The following is a 21,270-nucleotide window of genomic DNA, read 5'->3' on the forward strand; positions in this document are numbered from 1 at the left end:
GAGGCGCGCCAGTTCTCGACCCTACCACTAAGTCCCGCACAAGCTTTGAGCGAAACATTTAGAAAGCGTGCTGCAAACTGGTTTGATCAGGCTTTAGTAACCAGGCTCAACGACAGAAAAAAAGGAGTTATCGTTCTTGTGATGCACAGACTCCATTTAGAAGATTTAACTGGTCACCTCCTCTGTAAACCAAGAAACATATGGCATCATGTCTGTTTACCAATAATAGCTGAAGATAAGGAGATTATTTATTCAGTTAATAATCATATTCCAGAGCATGAACAGGAAATATACTCAAGAAAAGAAGGTCAATTGTTGTATTCCCTAACTGAAGGAAAAGAAGAAATTGAGATGATAAAAGCTGAACTTGGGAGTTATGGTTTTGCTGCTCAATACCAACAAAACCCTCTACCACTTTCAAGTGCTATAATTAAACGAGAGTGGTTGAAGCGCTATAAAAATTTTCCTGATAGCCTCTTGCATGTAACACAAAGTTGGGATACTGCAATTTCAACAAACAATACAAGTGACTTTAGTGTCTGCACTACCTGGACAAAAGTAGATAATACATTCTATTTACTCGATGTATATCGCGCAAAACTTGAATATCCAAAACTTAAAGAGAAAGTTCTGTCGCTGGCTGCAAGGTGGAAGCCACACGCAATTTTAATCGAAGCAAAAGCAAGCGGTCAGCAATTGGTTCAGGAGCTCAGGAAAAACAGTGATTTGTATCTTGTAAAAAGCATCTAATGTTTTAAGCTTAAGCATTAGATGGAGAAGAGAAGAACTCTGTCAGTGGTCTTAGATATAAAATCTGTAAGGTAGATAAGAGTTCTCTTCTCAAGAGTACAGGCTGGACGGTATCGTAGAAAAACCTAAATGGTTCTAATTCGTATCCGTTCAGGAGAGTGGTTTAAGAAACAATAGATAAGAGGTTTTGGAAAGGATTGAGACCCCTTTGTTTCCATGTTAAGTATAACGAAATTATCCGTTCAAGGAATGCATTTCCCCGCTTTGATTGTGTAAAATACGAATTTTTGCGGTAAACGACATAATGCCGTATCTGCTGTTCAGCATGGTTGTTTGTCAGCGGAATGTTTTTTGGGTCATCTAAAAAATTCCACATCATTCTTTCAGATTTCAAAATATTTTTCGCAACTCGAGAGGCTCCAATTGCTTCAGGTAAGTAGGATATTTCCTTCAAGTAATACCTTGTACGTTTTCGCAACTTTCTGGCACGTCTGGCAAATCTAAAAACATCTATCTCATTTTTTAGCAAAGCCTTTTTTAGTGCAAATAATTCAGTAGCTACATTTCTTAAGTAACAGCCAAGAACTTTGACTTCAATATTCCAACTATGCGCTAATCTTTCAAAATCCCTTGCTAAGTGTGCCCAGCAGATTTGCCTTTTTTCATCAGCAAAGTAATTGTATACTGCGTACCTGTCGGTTACCACTAAGCTATTATGATTGCAGCATGCGTTATTTTTTAAAACTTTCATTCCTCTTGACTCTGTCAACTTCACAAAACTTGCCGTATTGCTTGCAAACATCCAACACCAAGCGAGTTTACCTTTGTTATAATGGCTCGTTTCATCAATATGTAGAACTTTACTCCTACTTATCTCTTGTTCGATCTGCTCATACATTTTTTTGCATTTTGAAGCAACTCTATGTTCACTATTTGATATGCTAACGACGCTTATGTTCAAATTGAAGATATCATTTACGACACTCGCTATTTCGCGTTTTGAATTTTTGTAGAATCCGCTGAACGCTGCAATTATTGACTTAACCCTTGGACCAAATGTATCTGACGTAACACCTTCTGGTAACTTACTGCTTCTTCTTTTTCCGCATCTCCGGCAACGACCATGCTCCATCTGATATTCCACTACATAAGGCCTAATTTCCGGAAGATCAACTTTTTGATGAATGTACGGTCCATTGCATATTGCAATCCCTCCTCCGCATTCACAAGTAGATGACAACTTTACTTTTATCACCTCATCTGCATCCATTTTGGCGCGAAAACTTCCTTTATGACCAACCTGACCACCAACGTTTCTGTCGCTCTTTGGCTTGTCCTTTTTTATTTTGTACAACTCTCTAGAGCTTGGTAGAGATGAATTTTTCGAGTTTAAACCAAGCCTTTCCTTTAATTCAGCGTTCTCTATCTTTAAAGCCTTGTTCTCTGCTTTTAAACTTTCATTCTCCCTTTCCAGCTTTTCTATTTTTGCTTCTAACTTTTCTATTTTTTGCTGTAAATTTTTGCAAAGCTCTAAAAGGTTTACCACATTACCTCACTTTTGCTCTATGATTATCTTTTTAGATCACCTTGTCTACCTTATTCTGCCACTCCGCTGAACGGATACTCTAATTCTGTATTCACAAGACTAGCCTTACTTTTCATTTTTAATGGTAACGCATGGGGTTATATATGATCAACAACTTTTTAGGTATAGATGTATCGAAAGATCGCTTTGATGTTTTTCTCTCGTTCATAAGCAAAAAAGGAAGATGTGAAACTAGAAAAAGGAGTTTTAAAAACGAGGATTCTGGGTTTCAAGGTTTACTTAGCTTTCTACAAAAACATAATGTAGAAGAAGTAAAAGCCTGCATGGAGGCTACTGGTTGTTATAGCGAAGCTTTGGCTGAGTTTCTGCACAACGCTGGACATTCTGTTAGTGTTGTAAATCCTTATTGCATAAAATCTTATGCAAGGAGTAAGCTGATACGACAAAAGAATGATCAGACCGATGCAGAAGTTATTGCTGATTATTGCCAAAGACAGGAACCTTCTAGTTGGACACCACCTTCTCCTGAAATGAAAAAATTAAAACATCTTTATCGTTGCTCAGTTGCGTTAAAAGATGAGTTAACATTAGTAAATAACCACTTAGAAAAAAAAGAGAGACTGCTTAAAGAAGTTGCAAGTGCTTGGGAAGACCTTGCAATGAATATAGCTCAAAAAATAGAAACAATAAAAAACTCCGTACGTGAACTATTAAATCAACATAAAGAATTGTTGGAAAATTTTCAACTTCTATTGACTATTCCAGGAATAGGAGAAGAATCAGCAATAGCTATTTTAGCTGAAGTTCCTGACATAGAGGTTTTTAGAGATGCCAGGCAATTGGCAGCATATACAGGAGTTATACCACGAAATATGACGTCAGGTTCCTCTGTATATGCCAAACCCAGATTAAGTAAATCCGGTTCACAAACATTACGTAAAGCACTTTTCTTTCCTGCTATAGTAGCTAAGAATCACAATCCTATCATTATTAGTTTTTGCCAGAGATTAAAGGAAAAGGGTAAGCATAATATGGCTATCGTTGGTGCTGCAATGCGTAAGCTACTCCATATCATTTTCGGTGTTCTAAAATCCAAAAGTGCTTTTAATCCTGACCATATCAAGAATTACAGGGCAAAGCGGTTGGAGGAGAATTTAGTACTTTAAAATCAAAAAATGCGTACTTTCTATCTTATGTAAAATAGCATTTTACACAAATTTATTTAATGTAGTTGGTTAGTGTATATGTTGATAGAAAGTATTTTTTGATTTCGTAATACAGCTTAAGATTCAATTTCTATAATTTTCTTGTTGACTGACAAGACGGTATCTACCTATTATTCAAATAGTACCACATGATGACAAATTAACTCGATTTCACCGAATTGTCCCAATTATAGAATCTGAGCGGGTTTTTCTCCCTAACCAAGCAGTATGGCTTAGCGACTTTGAGTATGAGATTTTAATGTTTCCAGAAATCCGTCACGACGATCAAGTAGACAGTACCGTGCAATATCTTCAGTGGGTGAGAAATAATATTGCTAGAGTGGTAGCTATACGTTCATTGTAGCTTGAAAAGGTTCCTCAGAATTGTGTATAATTTTTTTAACTGAGCTTATTTAACTTATCCATTTTCTGAATGATATTTTAGGGTTTATTGAAATAAATACTACGCAAAAATTCTATCTCTGGGTGCTTAGATGAATATCTTTATATTAGACGAAAATCCTGTAACTGCAGCACAAATGTTATGCGATAAGCACATAGTAAAAATGCCGCTAGAAACTGCTCAATTGCTTAGCAGTGTTTTTTCAATAGCATTAAAAGAGCCAAATCCTTTAGTCAGCATTACAAACCAGAATATAGAAGTTCCATATAAACTTACTCACAAAAACCATCCTTGTTCTTTATGGGCTAGACAATCAAAAGGAAACTTTGATTGGTTAATAAAACATGGAAAAGAATTGTGTATAGAATATAGCTTGCGATACAAAAGAACGCATAAATCCGAAGAAGTTATAGATTGGTGCGATAATAACAAGGATTTGCTAATATTTCGATCAGCTGATATACAAGCTTTTACACAAGCGTTACCTGATCGATATAAATGTAGTAACCCAATAGAAGCATATAGAGAATATTACCTAAAAGAAAAGATGAGATTTGCTAAGTGGGAAAAAGGTAGAGAAGCACCAGATTGGTTGCTAGACAAAATGCTATAGGTTATAAAATTATCCAAACCGATCATAAAAAAGGTAGAATTGAAGTTGCAAAAGCAATGCTGGCTGATAATGTTGATGTTTATCAAGTTTATTGATCTTTCTATTTGTGAGATTAAAGAATTCAGTAAACTGTTATTCCCAGTATATGGTAGGCTACTTGCACTATAGAGTGTCATGTACACATCTGTACTAACAAGCAGAGGTAAATCTAAGTCAGTTTAGATATAACATTTACTTTAAAAAACTTTATTTTACGCTGATATTCTAGCGCTTTTCTGTGGTATTTTGTTGGGGTATAATTTGCAAAACTATCTTCCTTATAGGTTAAAAAATTACACTGCTTTATATGTAACTCTATCCACTCTGCATAATCCTGATGATCAGTTGCAATAAATATTTCACCTGTGACAAGTATTTTTTTTGCTAATAAATTTAAAAATTCCGTATTAATTAACCGTCTTTTGTTGTGACTTCTTTTTGGCCATGGATCTGGAAAGAGAATAAAGAATTTTTCAACACTGTGGTCAGGAAAATTGACAATTAATTCTCTTGCATCTTCTGTCCATATTAAAATATTTTTTATGCTGTGTGCTTCTATGCTTTTTAGCAAGGAAGAGACCCCCTTTAAATAAGGCTCACATCCTATAAATAATAGATCAGATTCATTGAATGCCTGATGGAGCATATTTTCACCATTACCGAAACCTATTTCTACTCGTATTCTTTTTTGTAAGTCTACGATCTTTTTTATAGATTCCTTGCTGTTTTTAATAGAATACTTCTCCAAAACATTCAACTTCAACCTAGATCTTCTGGAAAATGACCTAATCCAATTATTATTCCTAGATAACATATCTTACATAACTTAATCTTTTATAGCTTAAACAATTCTCGAAATGAATTAATGAGAATTTACTTGTCACTAATTATTAATATTATATAATATATGAGTTCTAATGAAGTTAAAATTAAAAGGTATGGAAAGTACAGTTGCTATCAAGAGGCTATCATCAAATAGGTTCATAGAAGAGATATTTCAAGATCAATTTGATAATCAAGACAATGACTTTTGTGAAGATTCTTTTGCTAACAAAATCAAAGAAGGAGATGTGGTAGAAGGTATAATCACAAGAAGAAATTCTAATGATATTGTGGTTGATGTTGGTTTAAAGTCAGACGGAAGAATTCTGATTAAGGAGCTCAGTTGTAATGATGATATCACTGTTGGCTCGAAAATTAGAGTTTATGTTGAAAGAATTGAAGATTACCATGGTAATGTTGTTCTTAGTCGTGAGAAAGCAATCAGAGACGAAAAATGGAATAAATTGGAAGAAAGCGCAGTTACAAAAGATGAAGTAACAGGAATCATTAAACGCTCAATTAAATGCGGTTTTATTGTTGATCTTGGTGATGGAATAAGTGCGTTTTTACCCCTGAGTCATGTGGATTTGAAGCAAATAAAAGATGCTAATCACCTTATTGAAACTGAACAAAAATTCATCGTGCTTAAAATGGATAAGAAGCAGGGGAATATTGTAGTATCAAGAAAGCTGGTATTAGAGAAATTGCATGCTGGTGAAAAAATTAAGTTTTTAGAATCTTTAAATGAAGGTGATGTAGTAGAAGGCAAAATAAAAAGCATCACTCACTACGGTGCATTTGTTGGCATTCATGAATCAGATACAGTGGGAGTTATAGATGGGCTGCTACATATTACAGATATCTCTTGGAGTAATGTAAGTCATCCATCTGCAATTTTTTCTTATGGTCAGCATATAAAAACTAAAATTATAAAAATAGATAGAGAAAATGGAAAAATCTCCCTGGGTGTAAAACAATTAGGAGACAATCCTTGGCAAGATCTAGAGTCAAAATGTCCAATTAACAGCGTACACAAAGGATGTGTAACGGGTATAAAAGATTGTGGATTCATTGTTGAGATTAAACCTGGGATTGCGGGTTTGGTACACTCATCAGAAATAACTTGGAGCAAGAGTAATTTACCAATCAGTAGTTTTGTAACAATAGGACAAGAAGTGGATGTAAAAATTCTCGGTATTGACATTATTAAAAATAAGATGAGTTTAAGCACAAAAAGGTGCGTAGAGAATCCTTGGCAAGTATTTATTGATAAATATCCTCTTGGTTCTATTGTTTCTGGTAAAGTTAAAAGCAACAATGGTTCACAAATATCTGTGACTTTTGATAATTCTGAGATATCTGAGGACGTAGAAGGAACAATTTATATGCAAAATCTAAGTTGGTCGAAAAACAATTCAGATGAGATAAAAAAGTATAATGTAGGTGATGAAATAGAAGCAAAAGTGATAAGGGCTAACGTAGATCGGACAAGAATTTATCTTGGAGTAAAGCAAATAGAGTATGATCCTCTTGAAGAACTGATAGAGAAAGTTAAAGTAGGGGATAAAATTCAGGTTACTGTAAGTAAGAGAGAGGAAAATGGTCTAATCGTTGAGGTTGAGAACAATGTAACCCTTTTAGTAGATCAAGAGCATTTACCAGAAAATAAAAAGTTTTCTATATCAGAAAAAATACAAGTTGAAGTAGTAGGTGTTGAAAAATATAATATAATATTATCTGCCAAATAACTTCTTGTGCTTCATATAAATGGCAACGAAATCTGATATAATAGCAAAAGTGGCAAAAAAACACCTTTTGTTAGATAAGGTCATTATAGCAGACATAGTTGATAGTTTCTTTCGAGTGTTTTCAAACACGTTGAAATATCATAATAGAGTTGAAATCAGGGGGTTTGGTTCTTTTTCAATTAGAAGCTATAACTTGAAAGAAGCAAGTAATTTGACGTCACAGAAGGTTGCAAAACATCAATACTTTAAAACTTATTTTCGTAGCAGTAAAAAGTTATCCCTCTTGATAAATGAATAAAAATCTATATTGTAAATTTGAAAGTTGTACAATATAGCATCATATGAAAGTAGTAGAAATAGTTATACATAATAACACATATAAAATATCTTGCGAAAGTAAAAAGAAGGACCATTTATTACAACTTGCTAATAGCTTCAACAAGCTAGTTAGCTCCATATCTCAAAGAACTGGAGGTAAGGGCTCAGATGCATTAAATTTCTTACTTGCAGCATTGACTCTCGAAGACAAAATTTTAGAATTAACAAAGCGATTAGACGAAATAAATCAAGAATGCAAAAAGTATAGGGAGGAAAAAAGAGTAGAATATGCTGAAGTATTAGATAGGGTAAACAAGATTATTGGGTGCATAAGTGATTAAAGCAAGCAATCAAATCGACTACCTCACTACTCAAATCAGGGGGGAGAAGTTTCTTACGAGTGATGTAACAATATAATTCGCAATCATCAAGATCAACTATTTTTTCGTATTCAATTAGTTCACTTAAGGAAAATTTATCAAGATATTTCAATGCAAAATGCCCTAAAAGTATATCAGTTTCTTTACAACCCCTATGCCAACTCCTATACATCAGTTTTCTTCTTAATAAGGAAATATCTATCATTGTCATTAAACTTTTTTTTAATTTAAAGACTAAACTAAATACTTGTCAAGCAAGGCGCATTTTAATATACTCAACGTTTGATTAAGATTTAAAACATAGGTGGAATTAATTTCTCATCAACTTAGCGCTGGAATATATTATTTTTTATCGTTTTCTTTAATAATTTCTATCATAGTATTCGTGCATGAATGTGGGCATTATATTGTCGCTAAAGCATGCAAGGTTAAAGTTGAATCTTTTTCTATAGGCTTTGGTCCTGAAATTTTTGGTTTTAACGACAAGTCTGGAACTAGATGGAAATTAAGTGCCTTTCCATTGGGTGGCTACGTTAAAATGTTAGGGGATACTAATGCAGCAAGCGTTCCTGTTGATCAACAAAAATTAACTGAAGAAGAAAAATTATACTCATTCCATACAAAACCTCGATATCAAAAAGCAGCAATAGTTTTTGCAGGGCCTTTTGCAAACATGATATTTACCGTTATAGCTTTCACAATATTTTTCAGCGTGGCAGGTTATTATCGTACTCCACCAGTAATTGGTAATGTAATTGAAGAAAGTGCAGCAAAGCAAGCTGGCCTATTACCAGGTGACACTATTACACAGATCAATGAGTACAAAATAAAATACTTTGAAGATATTTCACGCGTGATAATGTCCAACCCTGAAACAAGAATAGAAATTAAGTATAGAAGAAATAACGAAGAGTACAGAACTATTCTAACTCCGTTTACAGTTGAGGATAGAGATGTCTTTGGTAACATAATAGAAAGAAAAACTATAGGAATTACCTCAATTAATATGATAGGGTTAAAACAGTCATCTTTTCTTGGAGCTGCTAGCCTATCAGTGAATGAAACCTACCACACTATGTGTTTAACAATCAAAGCACTCTTTCAAATTGTTGTTGGTAAAAGGAGTATAAATGAAATAGGTGGGCCAATAAAAATTGCAAAATATTCAGGGCAATCAGCTAAAAAGGGACTTATGATGGTTCTATATTTTATGGCAATTATTTCAGCTAATTTAGCTGCAATTAACTTGCTGCCAATACCACTACTAGATGGTGGGCATTTATTTCATTATATTATAGAAGCAGTTATACGTAGAGATTTGAGTTTGAAATATCAAAAATATGCAGTCACTTTTGGTGCTACCATACTGTTTTTGTTGATGGCAGTTGCAATCACAAATGATATTAGGCATCTTTTTTAAGATACATATGAAAAAGTTATTTCACATACTAATAATAATACTTATTTCTTTTCCCACTCTACTTGTTGCTCTAGAAAATAAAGAAAAAGTACAGATAAAAAATATTAAGTATATTGGCAATGAGCGAGTAAGTGATCAAACAATAAGGTTTTATACAAAATTAGAACCAGGTAGTCATATAAATGATGATAATGTAGATTCAATTATAAAAGATTTATATAAAACAAAGTTATTTGCTAGTATTAACGCCTATATCGATGATGAAAAAAACTTAGTAGTAAAAATTCATGAGAATCCATTGATTAACAAAGTAATATTGAAAGGCAATAAGTTATTTAACAGTAAAGAGTTGCTAAATAACGTTATCCAGTCAAAATCACTAACTATTTTCACTGAAACAAAATTACAAAACGATTTAATAAATCTAGCTACTCTTTATAGGAACAGTGGTAAAATTGGTGTTAAAATTGCATATGAGCTAGATAAGCTTGGTAGCAATAGGATAAACCTAATTTTTAAGATAAAAGAAGGAAGAACGTCTAAAATTAAGGGTTTACGATTCATAGGTAATAAAAACTTTTCAGCAAATGAGCTAGAGCAAGTTATCAAAAGGCATAGCAATGATATATTTAGTAAGTTATTTAGAGCCATTTTTAAAAGCGGAACTCATTATTCACCTCAATATCTACTGATTAATACAGAACTGCTTGATCGCTTCTATTCATCTAAGGGATATATTCAAAATAATATCCAACCAATTGTTGAGGTTGATAATAACAACCAAATAGAGTTAACTTTTTTGATTGATGAAAAGCAGCAATACTTATTTGGAAATAATGAAGTTGATATTGAAACTGAGATTAAGGATTTAAGTTTAAGGGAAGAAATATTAGAATTTATCAAAGAGGAAAATAATCAAATATTTAATAGAGTTAAAATTAACAATACAGCAGAAAAAATAAGTAAACATTTAAACGAAAAAGGATATATATTTGCAAAAGTTAATCCAGAATATACACAACATAACAATATTGTGGATGTAACTTACAAAGTGCTACCAGGTAAAAAGATTTATATAAACCAAATTACTATTGATGGCAATGACCGCACTTTAGATAAAGTAATTAGAAGAAAACTTAGCATGGCAGAAGGCGACGCATATAACACATCTGAGATTCAAAAATCACGTAGAAAACTTATATATAGCGATTTTTTTGAAACAGTAAAAATAAATAGTTATATAGTGGATGAAAATGCAGTAAATCTTGATTTAAATGTCAAAGAAAAAAGAACTGCCTCGTTATCTTTAACAGGTGGCATGTCTCTTCCTGGTGGAGTATTTGTTAAAACCGATTTCACAGATCGTAATTTATTTGGTAGTGGTAAAGAGGTATCTTTTGCTCTTGAAAAAAGTCAATATGTTCTTTCTACTAGTATAGACGCTGTTGAAAATAATTTTAACGATTCTGATACGTCATTAGGCGTAGGTATATTTTATGAAAAACAAGATAAGCCAAACACCACTTTTGATACTTGTGACTGGGGAGGAACAGTAAAATTATCTTATAAAATTTTAGAAAATCTAACCAACTCTATTCGCTATTCTTATAAATATAACCATATACATATGGACAATAAGAGTGGAAAAGATGAGGATATCTCTGAGATAATAAGAGATCAAGAAGGTGAGTATCAGGTTTCATCAGTGGGATATACGTTATCATACAATAAACTGGATAACCTCTATACTCCTAAAGAGGGATATTTATTGCGCTTAAATCAGGATATTTCAGGATTGGGAGGAAATGTAAATTTCCTAAAATCTGAGTTTTTGTCTTTTTATACACGCCCTATACTAAGCAAAATTGATGATGATATAACATTGCGCTTTAAAATAGCAGCAGGTCATATTTTCTCTTATACCTATAAAGAGCTAAATATTGGCCAGCACTTTTTTAAAGGTGGTAATGAAATTAGAGGATTTGACCTTTCCGGCATTGGACCAAGAGCAGAAGACAAAAATAAAAGCTCATTGGGAGGCAAAACTTATTTTAATTTAACACAGCAAGTAGATTTTCCACTATCTAAATTATACGACTATGCTGGTATCAAAGGCTCACTATTTGTTGACTACGCAACACTTTTTGGTTTAGATGAAAAGAAGATATATAGTGGAAAATATTACGATAGTAAGCTTATAAGAGTATCACCAGGTTTTGGCTTTTCAATGCCCTCTCCTTTTGGTAGACTTAGATTAGATTTTGGGTTTCCTTTAGTAAAGGAAACTTATGATATAATACCATCACCAAACGTTAAAATTTCTATTGAAGCGGGGATTTGAATGAAATATATACAGTTATTTACATCAGTCATTGCCTTAATTGTTTCCTTATTTGTAGGGTATAAGTTTGTAGGGTATCAACCTCAGAGCGCGATTAATACAAAGGCTGCCATTATTGATAGTGACAAAGTTATCAACGAATCTCTGGCTCTGCAAAATATACAACAACAAATAAAGGAGCAGAATTCTAGATTACAGCAAGAATTTGAAAATGAGTTAGAAAAATTTAAGCCATCGAAAGAAGAATTTGACCTTTTGTCAGAAGAAGCAAAAAAAGAAAAGACGGAACAATTTAGTAAGTACACTGTAAGCGTTAGGGATAATTACGCTAAGAAAATGTCAAATTTAGAAGAAAACTATAGAGAAGCAGTAGAAAGTGTCTTTAACAAAATAAAAGAAGTGGCTAAAAGAACGGCAGAAAAAAACAATGTAGATTTAGTACTATTTATTTCAAAAAAAAACCAAGTTCTATACTCTATGGATGAGGTTGATTTATCAGATGTGGTATTAAAAAATGTAAATAAGGAAATACCTGAATTTGCTTTGCAAAGCATTGAGTAGGCTTATGCAATTTAATATCAGTGATATTATAAAAATACTACCACATTCTTATCCGTTTCTCTTAGTAGATAGAGTAATAGAATGTGACCATGGTAAAAGCATAAAAGCAATCAAAAATGTGACTTTCAATGAGCCATTTTTTATTGGCCATTTTCCTGGCCATCCGATAATGCCAGGAGTTTTGATAGTTGAGTCTTTAGCTCAGGCATCTGCTATATGTGTCCTCGGTAAAGAAACAATAGAAAATAAAGTTGTTTACTTTATGTCTATTGAAAACGCAAAATTCAGAAGACCAGTTATTCCAGGGGACACGTTGGTTCTTCAATCCAATATAAAAAATGCGTGTTTGGGTGCACGCAAATTTGAGTGTGTTGCATATGTTGGGGAAGAAAAAGCTGCAGAAGCAACAATCTTAGCAAGACTGCAAGACAAATAAAATCTTCATCTCTAAGAAACAGTATGTACACTGTATAGTATAACAATGCAACTGAATTTCAAAATCTCATTTTCAAACTTATACACTTGTAGTGGATTAATAAAATTAGATGAGACGTTTTTAGATTATATAAAATCGTGCGATGAAAGCTTGTTTTGTTCATTAATTGAAGCAAGAGAAAAAGCAGCTTCTTCTTTGATGTCATCCCAGTGCTTGACACTGGGATCCATAGAACAACCAATGTTGGCCACTCAAATGACAGATAGTCAGTTAATAATAGACCTCTCATATTTACTTGATGAATTTATTGCAAAACTTTTTAATATTGGAAAAGAAGCAGAGGAGCTAAAGAAAAAGCACAACGACTTTGCTGCAATATATAAGTGTAAAAGGTTATTTGTTCAACGCTATGCATTAAAGAAGTACACTGATATAGCAGATATAGATATTGATTATGTTACCAGCAAATTAAATCGCTTTCTTGCCCTACCAACAACAGAAAAAAATTTTGCTGAGCAGGTGATGCGTTGGTTGGAAAATAAAGAGGATCACAAAGAAGAAATAGAACTTGCAGCGCAATATGCAGCGTGGAGAGTAAAAAATAAACAGAGTATACTTTTTAGTATTCACAGAAAAATTGATCACGAAAATCTCGTATCGTTCTTCAAAAAAGAAGTAGACGAAGTTGAGGTATTGTATTCAAGCAAAACAAAAAGACGACATGGTTTTGATCTGACAAGTGAAAAGGTGAGTTTGAATAAAGCATTGGATAATGCTCATTACTGCATATTTTGTCATAAGCAAAATAAGGACAGTTGTTCAAAGGGGCTAAGTAATAACGACAATAACTTTAAACAGTCCCCACTCAAAGTTGAATTGCACGGCTGTCCACTAGAACAGAAAATATCAGAAATGAATCTGGTGAAAAGCGAAGGGTACAGCATAGCAAGCCTTGCAATTGTGGTAATAGATAACCCATTATGTGCAGCTACTGGGAAAAGAATATGCAATGATTGCATGAACTCATGCATATATCAGAAACAAGAGCCTGTAAATGTGCCAATGATTGAAACAAGGATTCTAGATGATGTGCTTAGTTTACCGTATGGATTTGAAATATATTCTCTGCTTAGCCGTTGGAATCCTTTAAATTTTCAGCGTCCATTGCCAAAAGGAAACACAGGAAAAAACGTCCTAGTTGTAGGGCTTGGTCCTGCGGGTTTTAATTTAGCTCATCATTTATTAAACGATGGGCATAACGTTATCGCCATTGATGGACTAAAGATTGAACCTTTGATCGATAATTTTCAGCTAATTAAAGATTTCGAGCATGAAAAACTAAGTGAACGCACAGCTGGTGGATTTGGTGGAGTAGCAGAGTATGGCATAACCTCTAGATGGAACAAAAACTATCTAAAAATCATTAGACTTTTGCTGGAAAGACGTGAGAATTTCGCACTTTATGGAGGTATTCGTTTTGGTGGCACGATTAATGTTGATGACGCGTTCAACTCGGGTTTTGATCACATCGCCCTAGCACTTGGCTCTGGCAAGCCACGAATGATCAAAATAAAGAATATACTAGCTCGTGGAGTGCGTATGGCATCTGACTTTCTTATGTCGTTACAACTGACTGGCGCTCTTAAATTTGATTCTATAGCAAGTCTGCAAGTTCGTATGCCGATAGTTGTAATAGGGGCTGGGCTTACTGCGATTGACACTGCCACTGAAGCTTTAGCGTATTATCCAATTCAAGTAGAAAAATTTCTTCTTCGTTATGAAATATTGGTTGATAAGTACGGAAAAGACTGTGTTGAAAAAGATTGGACAGAAGAAGAGCACGAAATTGCGAATGAGCTCATATCGCACGCAAAGTTGATCCAAGCAGAGCAAGAATTAGCAAAAAAAGAAAGTAGAGAAATAAAAATATTAGAGTTAATGCAGAGTCTTGGGGGAGTGAAAGTTGTATATAGAAAAGAGCTGAAAGACTCGCCAAGTTATCGATTAAATAGCGAAGAGGTGCAAAACGCATTATCAGAAGGGATTTACTTTATTGAAAACTTAGAGCCAGTTGAAGTTGTGACAGATAAATATAACCATGCTGAGTCAATAAAACTGATAGACACAAAATCCGGCGAAATCAAACGTATAAAAGCACGTTCTATTTTTATAGCAGCAGGTACTGAGCCAAATACAGTTATTGCAACAGAAGATAAAAAGCATTTTAAATTAAGTAATGGGTATTTTACTCATTTGAATTCATCAGGAAAAGAAATAGACCCAATATTTTCTCCTAAAATGCAAAATAAAGATAGAATATTAGTGTATAAGCAAGGCAATAAAACAATCAGCTTTTTTGGTGATCTTCATCCTTCGTATAGTGGCAGCGTCGTGAAAGCTATGGCAAGTGCTAAGAACGGCTACCCTATTATTTCTCAGCTTTTGAGTGGAGTGATCCAAACAGCTAATCAGCCAGCGTCACGCGCTGGAGTGACGCTGTTCCGTCAAGCTAACAAAGAATTCTTTAATAGAATCAAAGAGCAATTCACTGCAAAGGTTATAAAAGTTCAATATTTAACAGACAAAGTTGTGGAAATAGTGATCAAAGCACCACTTGCGGCAAAGAATTTTAAACCTGGACAATTCTTTAGGTTGCAAAATTTTGAAACCAATAGCAGAAAAACTCACCTCACTATGGAAGGTATAGCAGTAACCGGCACTGAAGTAGACAAAAAAAAAGGATTTATTTCTACTATTGTGCTTGAAACTGGCGGTTCCACTAATTTATGTAAATGTTTTAAAAAAGGTGAACAAATAATTCTTATGGGTCCAACTGGCAGTCCTACTGAGATTGGTTAAACCTATTTTGTACTAATTATACCATAATGTATATTATTTATTAATAAATCTATACTATAATAATGATTTTTATTAAGGTAGTATTATGACACATGAGTTAATATTCAAACTTCCAAAAGAAAGCTACTCTATAGCTATAGGACCATGTTCTGCAAAAAGTAGAAAGTGTAAGGAGTTTATAGCAAAAAACGAAGACGTAGGTATGAAATTTCTTATTTCTACTAAAGATGATACTGGCAAAACAGGAAAAATGTCCCTTTGTAAAGATAATAACGGTCAAGATGAGTGTACAACATCCTACACAGTTCAATCTCCAGTAATTTATAATGATCTTTTTGATGATAGCTTTAGCTACGTAAGTGTTCTTTCGGATCATGATAAAGGACATTTAACTAGGATGCGCAATGAATTCGATAAATATAATATTGATTACAAAGTTATGGATGACGGTAAAACACAGAATGTGCTGTCAGAGGATTTTATGATCTAATTTTCATTATACAGCTACTAAAGAGCTTTCTTGATTCCAGTGTCCGCTACTCGAATGCCGTCATTACAGTACTTGATACAGGGATCTATAGCTAAAACAATTTAAGATTCCGCTACGTGTTAGTGGAATCTATGCTGAGACACCGCGGCGGTATCTAAAAAAAGCGTTAAAGACTAGATTAGCAAAGAATTCTTTAATAGAATCAAATATTGCGAAGAGCATAAAAGTCGAATGAGTGCATTGAAAACTGGCAGCTCCATTAGATTTATGCAGATACTTAAAACAAAGAAAGTAAATCACTCTCAACTAGCAGACTTACTGAAGTTCTGGATATTGAATTGATGCCAAATTTTATTTCAAAAAGTAAATAATTTACTAACGCTCGTGCACAAATTAAAAATAAATTATGCACGAGTGTAGCACTGTGAATTAGGAGTGCTATATTAAAGCTTACCTCACTATTAAAGCTATCGGTCAGATTAGATTAAAAACCTAATCTGACCGGTTTCTCTATAACCTTCTAAACCCTGATATAATTATATGGTAATTAGCTTAACTAGTGGTTAATATGCAAATTGATTTTATTTGTATGTTGAGGTAGCATAAACCATACTGTTTTACATCATTGTGCAACTTTATAAATTTTTATTGCTATTTCTATTGACTACATTAATAGTGATAGTCCTAATATTACCTGAAAATTTAGGTACTACACTGAATTGCTCTCATCCAGTTCTAAATTTTGATTTATCTTTTCGTATCGTACTAATATCTTTTTTATCAGTTGCATTTTTAGCTGTTCTACCAACACAAAATTTGACTTTTTCAGAGATGCTATCTTTTTTTGCTTATACTACCTGCTCACTCTGTGCAATTTTATCCAAGCAGATAATGTTGGTTATAATATTCTTTGAATTAATGACCATCAGTGCATTTTTTATTATCGCAGCTAGCTGTAGAGATAGTGGATCTGCAATAAGGTACGCTTGTGTACACTTTTTGGTTGGAGTTATATTGACAGCAGGATTGGCACTTCAAAGCACTAACCTGATAATTTTGGGTTTATTGATAAACTGCGCTTGTTTTCCTTTTTCGTTTTGGGTTGTTGATGCATATCCTGCTGCATCACTACATGGCACTACATATCTCTCTTTATTTACCACTAAAGTCTCTTTTTTAGTGATGCTTTTACACACTTACACCCTATGGCAAGATTGTACTGAAATATTAGCACTTGTAGGCGCCATCACTGTAATTTACAGCATTATATTTGCTTCTCTTGAGCAAAATATTCGTAGATTTCTATGCTATAATGTTGTAGGACAAATGGGCTTGCTGATTATTGCAGGAGGTTTACTCAGCCCTTCGGAAAAGGCAATACCAATTTTGATGCTACACATAATTTTCTCTCTTGTTTATCAATCATTATTGTTTGTGGTTAGCAATGCGATTATTTCGCGGACAAAAACAATTAGTTTTAATGGAGTGGGTAAATTGATGTCAGTCGAAGGCATGTGTGCTATAATTGCGATATTCACAGTGGCTGCATTTCCTGGAACCGTTGGATTTATTAGCAAATCATACATTACAGCCGAGATTGAAGCAAGTGGTGCTAATTTAGAAGTGTATAAAAATTTATACAAGATTCTAAATTTACTGCTTTATTTAAGCGTGGGGCTCAAGTTTTTCTATTACATATTTATCGCTAAAAGCAAGTCCAAACCTTCAGAAGGGAAAGAAGGTAGAATAACAATGATTATTTTAGCATTCATATGTATAATTGCTGGCAACCCTTACTTGCCTATTTACAATAACCCTTCGATTTTCGATTTTGTGTACAACACAAAAAATGTTTTGTCGCAATTTAATTTATTACTATGTACCACTTTATTGTTTATTCCTTTACGCAAGTTATTTTACCCAAGAATAAATTTTAAAATGGATATTGATTGGATTTTTAGAGCTTTCGTACCCTATATTGTCTTGCTGTTCAATCAATTGGTCTTTAAAGTGAGAGAAATGTCTGCCAACGTACTGCAAAACTTGACTAATTCACTTACTAATTTATACTTTAATAATATTACTAAACTTAAAGAAGTGCTAAGTTATAACTCAGTAAGTTTTGTTTCAGCTTCTTCTCTCTTTTTAATGAGTATTCTACTAATGCTATTATGTTTAAATCGTTAACTGAAAGTTTAAATTCTGTATTTAGTAAACTGAGAGGAAAGTCGATCATTTCTGAAGATGATTTTAATCTTGCCATGCGTGAAATACGTATAGCTTTAATTGAAGCTGACGTTTCACTTGAAGTTGCAAAAAAATTCATCAACGACATTAAAGATAAAGTGATTGGGGAAAAAGTCATAAAAAGTGTTTCTCCAGCACAAATGATAATTAAAATTGTGCAGGATAATTTAGTTGCAGTTCTCGGATCAGAGAAAAGTGACTTAAATCTAGCAGTTAAACCCCCTGCTGTGATTATGATGGTGGGCTTACAAGGTGCAGGTAAAACAACTACCTCAGGAAAGCTTGCTTTAAAGCTAAAAAAGCAAAAGAAAAAAGTGATGCTTGCCTCTTTAGACATTTATAGGCCGGCTGCCCAGAAACAACTTGAGGTGCTGGGTAAACAGATAGACGTACAAACTTTATCTATAGTAATAAATGAGGAGCCTATTGCAATTACAAAAAGGGCACTGGCAGCAGCAAAGAACGATAATTATGATGTATTAATACTAGACACCGCAGGCAGGCTTCATATTGACAATAATATGATGAATGAGTTGAAAGCCGTAAAGGAAATAGCTTCACCTGCAGAAGTTATTTTAGTAGCCGACGCAATGATAGGCCAGGATGCGGTCAACATTGCCAAATCATTCAATGAGGTAATAGGTGTAACCGGCATTATTCTCACCCGTGTTGATGGTGATGCACGTGGTGGTGCTGCTCTTTCTATGAAAATGATCACCGATTGTCCAATTAAATTTATTGCTTGTGGTGAAAAATTAAGTGACCTCGATGATTTTTATCCCGATAGAATTGCAAAAAGGATACTTAGCATGGGTGATGTTGTATCATTGGTTGAAAAAGCTGCTGAGATTGTTGGTCAGGAAGAAATTGATAAGTTACAAAAGAAAGTAAAAAAGGGTAAATTCGACCTAAACGACCTAGTGGGAATGTTAAAAACTCTGAGTAAAATGGATGGCATTAGCAACATAATGAAATTCATCCCTAGTTCATTCACAAAAAAGCTAAGTAGCAGTGTGCCAGACGACAATAAAGTGAAAAAATATATAGCCATCATAAACTCAATGACCGAAAAAGAAAGGCAAAATCCAGATATTTTAAATGGCAAAAGAAGACTTAGAATTTCTAAGGGGTCCGGAACAAGTGTAACTGACGTTAATCTTCTAATTAAGCAGTATAATCAAATGAGCTCTATGGTGAATAAATTCAGTAAAGTTGATCATAATAAACTCAAAGAATCTGATTTAATGGATATGCTGAGCAGAAAATAAATCAGCAGGTAGTAGAATGAAATAAAATCATCAGTTGTAATTGCTGTTGAGTAGTGAAGTAACAAATTCAATAAATTTCCGCAGTTGGAATTGGCATAATAATAAAAATTGATATAAGTTACTTTAGCTATATTTAATGCGTTGTTTTATAGCTAACACACCATACCACCGTGGCACTACACTAGTAACAGAACGACAATTGTCAGTAGCTCAAGTTAGGGTAGATATGGCATTCACAATATCGTTTGTAAACCTATAGCTATATATAATGAATGAATTTTTTTATATATTCGTTATTAGTATTTTGTATTTCTTGGACAGTTCCGTGGTAGATAATATTCCCTTCGTATAATACTGCTATTTTATCAGCTATTTTAAATGCACTATGAATATCATGTGTAATCGTGATAATTGTAGGGTTAAAGTCTTTAGATAATTTTATTATTATCTCGTTTACCATATCTGACATAATTGGGTCCAATCCTGAAGTTGGCTCATCCAATACAATAATTTCTGGATTGTGCGCAATCGCCCTTGCAAGTGCTACTCTTTTTTTCATTCCGCCTGATAGCTCGATTGGAAACATATCTGCTATGCTTTCCTCCAGTCCAACATCATTTAACTTCTCGATTGCTAGCTGTTTTGCCTCCTTTTCGCTGATATTAAAGCGCTTTTTATAATTAAAAGATATATTTTCCCACACTGTAACGTAGTCAAATAAAGCAGAATTTTGAAATAAGACTCCAAATTTATTTTTGCTTTCACTATTTATTTTAATAGACCCTGAGTCTGGTTTTAGCAATCCAATGATTATTTTTGTTAATACAGATTTACCACTTCCTGAGCCGCCAAGTATGACTAATGATTCCCCCTTCGATATATTAAAACTTATGTTGTTTAATATCGTTCTATCATCAAAAGACAAGCTTAGGTTCAATATTGATATTATGGGGCTATACATGTATCAAAGTAATCAAGTAGTTTGCTAAAATGATCAATATGGACGAAAAAACAACAGTTGATGTTGTAGCAACACCTACTCCTCGTGCACCTTCTCTACAATGGTAACCGTAATAACAACTTGAAACAGAAATTATAGCCCCAAAAGCAGTCGCTTTCATTAGCCCAACAACAAAATCGTTTATATTAAAGAATTGAGCTGTATATTTTATGTATATATTTAAATTGTGGTTAAATTCAAAGACTGCGGTGACATACCCTCCAAATATTCCTATTAGATCTGCACATACTGTAAGTATTGGAAATACTATAACTGACGCTAGAATTCTTGGTGCAATTAAATATTTGAAAGGATTGATGTCCAAAGTTGTAAGTGCATCTATTTGTTCAGTGATGCGCATCGTGCCAATTTCTGCTGCAATTGAGGACCCAACCTTTCCTACCATTATTAAGCTAATCAAAACTGGCCCTAACTCTTTAATGATAGTGATCGTAACAAGCTTAGGTACTACTTGTTCTTGATTAATCAATAGACCACTTAAGCTACTTTGTAAAACTATCACCGCTCCTATAAAAACTCCAGTGAGCCCAACAATTGGTAAAGAGAAAAAGCCTATCTCTATAATTTGTTTTGCTACATTGCTAAAATAATACGGTGGCACAAAGCAGTGGTATAGAGATTGAATAAAAAACACAAATGCGTTACCAAGCCTCAACAGAAAGTTGATAAAGCACCTACCGATTATTCTAACACTGTTTACATCAAAGGAACTCACTTTGCATTTATCTTAGCTAAAAATTAGTTTTACTGATTTTATTAAAATTTTTATTAACTCTATCGCAGAGTATAGTCAAGATATATCT

The 21,270-nt window shown here is 33.6% G+C and carries 18 protein-coding genes and 2 pseudogenes; 15 read left to right on the forward strand and 5 right to left on the reverse strand.

All coding sequences use genetic code 11. From position 1 onward, the window contains the following. Nucleotides 1-24: 24 nt before the first annotated feature. Nucleotides 25-747, forward strand: a pseudogene (locus ONG75_RS05580) (phage terminase large subunit family protein); the annotation flags it as partial. A 166-nt stretch (nucleotides 748-913) separates the two neighbouring features. On the opposite strand, the gene tnpC reads toward ONG75_RS05580, so the two are convergent. Next, entirely contained in the window at nucleotides 914-2,296 is a 1,383-nt protein-coding gene (tnpC, locus tag ONG75_RS05585; protein ID WP_264375454.1) for an IS66 family transposase, read from the reverse strand. A 143-nt stretch (nucleotides 2,297-2,439) separates the two neighbouring features. On the opposite strand from tnpC, the gene ONG75_RS05590 reads away from it, so the two are divergent. The 3 genes and pseudogenes from ONG75_RS05590 (at nucleotide 2,440) to ONG75_RS05600 (ending at nucleotide 4,517) form a co-directional block, all read left to right on the forward strand. Then, nucleotides 2,440-3,462 carry an IS110 family RNA-guided transposase gene (locus ONG75_RS05590; RefSeq protein ID WP_264375440.1) on the forward strand — a complete coding sequence of 341 codons (1,023 nt, stop codon included), beginning with the start codon at nucleotides 2,440-2,442 and terminating at the stop codon, nucleotides 3,460-3,462. Nucleotides 3,463-3,625: 163 nt separating this feature from the next. After that, nucleotides 3,626-3,865, forward strand: a pseudogene (gene terL, locus ONG75_RS05595) (phage terminase large subunit); the annotation flags it as partial. 130 nt (nucleotides 3,866-3,995) lie between these two features. After that, nucleotides 3,996-4,517 (forward strand): pyrimidine dimer DNA glycosylase/endonuclease V, encoded by a 522-nt coding sequence (locus ONG75_RS05600; RefSeq protein WP_006013204.1) that lies wholly within the window; start codon nucleotides 3,996-3,998, stop codon nucleotides 4,515-4,517. A gap of 208 nt (nucleotides 4,518-4,725) precedes the next feature. Here the strand turns inward: ONG75_RS05600 and trmB are convergent, their stop codons facing one another. Continuing rightward, complete coding sequence (gene trmB, locus ONG75_RS05605; protein ID WP_063631013.1) at nucleotides 4,726-5,370, reverse strand: tRNA (guanosine(46)-N7)-methyltransferase TrmB; 645 nt, start codon at nucleotides 5,368-5,370, stop codon at nucleotides 4,726-4,728. A gap of 103 nt (nucleotides 5,371-5,473) precedes the next feature. On the opposite strand from trmB, the gene ONG75_RS05610 reads away from it, so the two are divergent. The 3 genes from ONG75_RS05610 to ONG75_RS05620 are packed head-to-tail and all read left to right on the forward strand — an operon-like array spanning nucleotide 5,474 to nucleotide 7,785. Then, nucleotides 5,474-7,126 (forward strand): 30S ribosomal protein S1, encoded by a 1,653-nt coding sequence (locus tag ONG75_RS05610; RefSeq protein ID WP_264375979.1) that lies wholly within the window; start codon nucleotides 5,474-5,476, stop codon nucleotides 7,124-7,126. A 19-nt stretch (nucleotides 7,127-7,145) separates the two neighbouring features. Further along, a complete protein-coding gene (locus tag ONG75_RS05615; protein ID WP_010404234.1) occupies nucleotides 7,146-7,424 on the forward strand; it encodes an HU family DNA-binding protein in 279 nt (92 codons plus the stop codon). Between the two features lie 43 nt (nucleotides 7,425-7,467). Beyond that, nucleotides 7,468-7,785 (forward strand): cell division protein ZapA, encoded by a 318-nt coding sequence (locus ONG75_RS05620; RefSeq protein ID WP_264375980.1) that lies wholly within the window; start codon nucleotides 7,468-7,470, stop codon nucleotides 7,783-7,785. Here the strand turns inward: ONG75_RS05620 and ONG75_RS05625 are convergent. After that, nucleotides 7,763-8,029 carry a succinate dehydrogenase assembly factor 2 gene (locus ONG75_RS05625; RefSeq protein WP_010404229.1) on the reverse strand — a complete coding sequence of 89 codons (267 nt, stop codon included), beginning with the start codon at nucleotides 8,027-8,029 and terminating at the stop codon, nucleotides 7,763-7,765. The two genes, ONG75_RS05620 and ONG75_RS05625, sit on opposite strands and share 23 nt — an antisense overlap. Nucleotides 8,030-8,128: 99 nt before the next feature. Between ONG75_RS05625 and rseP the strand changes: the two genes are divergently transcribed. From rseP to ffh, 8 genes are all read left to right on the forward strand, one after another. Further along, nucleotides 8,129-9,244 carry an RIP metalloprotease RseP gene (rseP, locus tag ONG75_RS05630; RefSeq protein ID WP_010404225.1) on the forward strand — a complete coding sequence of 372 codons (1,116 nt, stop codon included), beginning with the start codon at nucleotides 8,129-8,131 and terminating at the stop codon, nucleotides 9,242-9,244. Nucleotides 9,245-9,251: 7 nt separating this feature from the next. Next, on the forward strand, nucleotides 9,252-11,585 hold the full coding sequence (gene bamA, locus ONG75_RS05635; RefSeq protein WP_264375981.1) for an outer membrane protein assembly factor BamA: 2,334 nt from the start codon (nucleotides 9,252-9,254) through the stop codon (nucleotides 11,583-11,585). Next, nucleotides 11,586-12,146, forward strand: coding sequence for an OmpH family outer membrane protein (locus tag ONG75_RS05640; protein WP_010404220.1), 561 nt, complete (start codon nucleotides 11,586-11,588; stop codon nucleotides 12,144-12,146). Nucleotides 12,147-12,150: 4 nt separating this feature from the next. After that, a complete protein-coding gene (gene fabZ / locus ONG75_RS05645) occupies nucleotides 12,151-12,582 on the forward strand; it encodes a 3-hydroxyacyl-ACP dehydratase FabZ (protein WP_264375982.1) in 432 nt (143 codons plus the stop codon). Nucleotides 12,583-12,627: 45 nt separating this feature from the next. After that, nucleotides 12,628-15,441: an FAD-dependent oxidoreductase gene (locus ONG75_RS05650; protein ID WP_264375983.1), complete on the forward strand. Its 2,814-nt coding sequence runs from the start codon at nucleotides 12,628-12,630 to the stop codon at nucleotides 15,439-15,441. Between the two features lie 85 nt (nucleotides 15,442-15,526). Beyond that, the gene (locus ONG75_RS05655) at nucleotides 15,527-15,931 is read left to right on the forward strand and encodes a hypothetical protein (RefSeq protein ID WP_264375984.1); all 405 of its coding nucleotides are present in this window, start codon (nucleotides 15,527-15,529) and stop codon (nucleotides 15,929-15,931) included. A 627-nt stretch (nucleotides 15,932-16,558) separates the two neighbouring features. Further along, complete coding sequence (locus ONG75_RS05660; RefSeq protein WP_264375985.1) at nucleotides 16,559-18,118, forward strand: proton-conducting transporter transmembrane domain-containing protein; 1,560 nt, start codon at nucleotides 16,559-16,561, stop codon at nucleotides 18,116-18,118. Then, the gene (gene ffh, locus ONG75_RS05665; RefSeq protein ID WP_264374535.1) at nucleotides 18,103-19,446 is read left to right on the forward strand and encodes a signal recognition particle protein; all 1,344 of its coding nucleotides are present in this window, start codon (nucleotides 18,103-18,105) and stop codon (nucleotides 19,444-19,446) included. The genes ONG75_RS05660 and ffh overlap by 16 nt, the downstream gene beginning before the upstream one ends. Before the next feature lie 259 nt (nucleotides 19,447-19,705). On the opposite strand, the gene ONG75_RS05670 is transcribed toward ffh, so the two are convergent. Then, a complete protein-coding gene (locus ONG75_RS05670; protein ID WP_010405332.1) occupies nucleotides 19,706-20,407 on the reverse strand; it encodes an ABC transporter ATP-binding protein in 702 nt (233 codons plus the stop codon). Further along, entirely contained in the window at nucleotides 20,400-21,182 is a 783-nt protein-coding gene (locus tag ONG75_RS05675) for an MlaE family ABC transporter permease (protein WP_029237671.1), read from the reverse strand. Before ONG75_RS05675 ends, ONG75_RS05670 begins: the two co-directional genes overlap by 8 nt. Between the last annotated feature and the right edge of the window lie 88 nt (nucleotides 21,183-21,270).

This window comes from Wolbachia endosymbiont (group B) of Sphaerophoria taeniata (assembly GCF_947179355.1).
Lineage (GTDB): Bacteria > Pseudomonadota > Alphaproteobacteria > Rickettsiales > Anaplasmataceae > Wolbachia.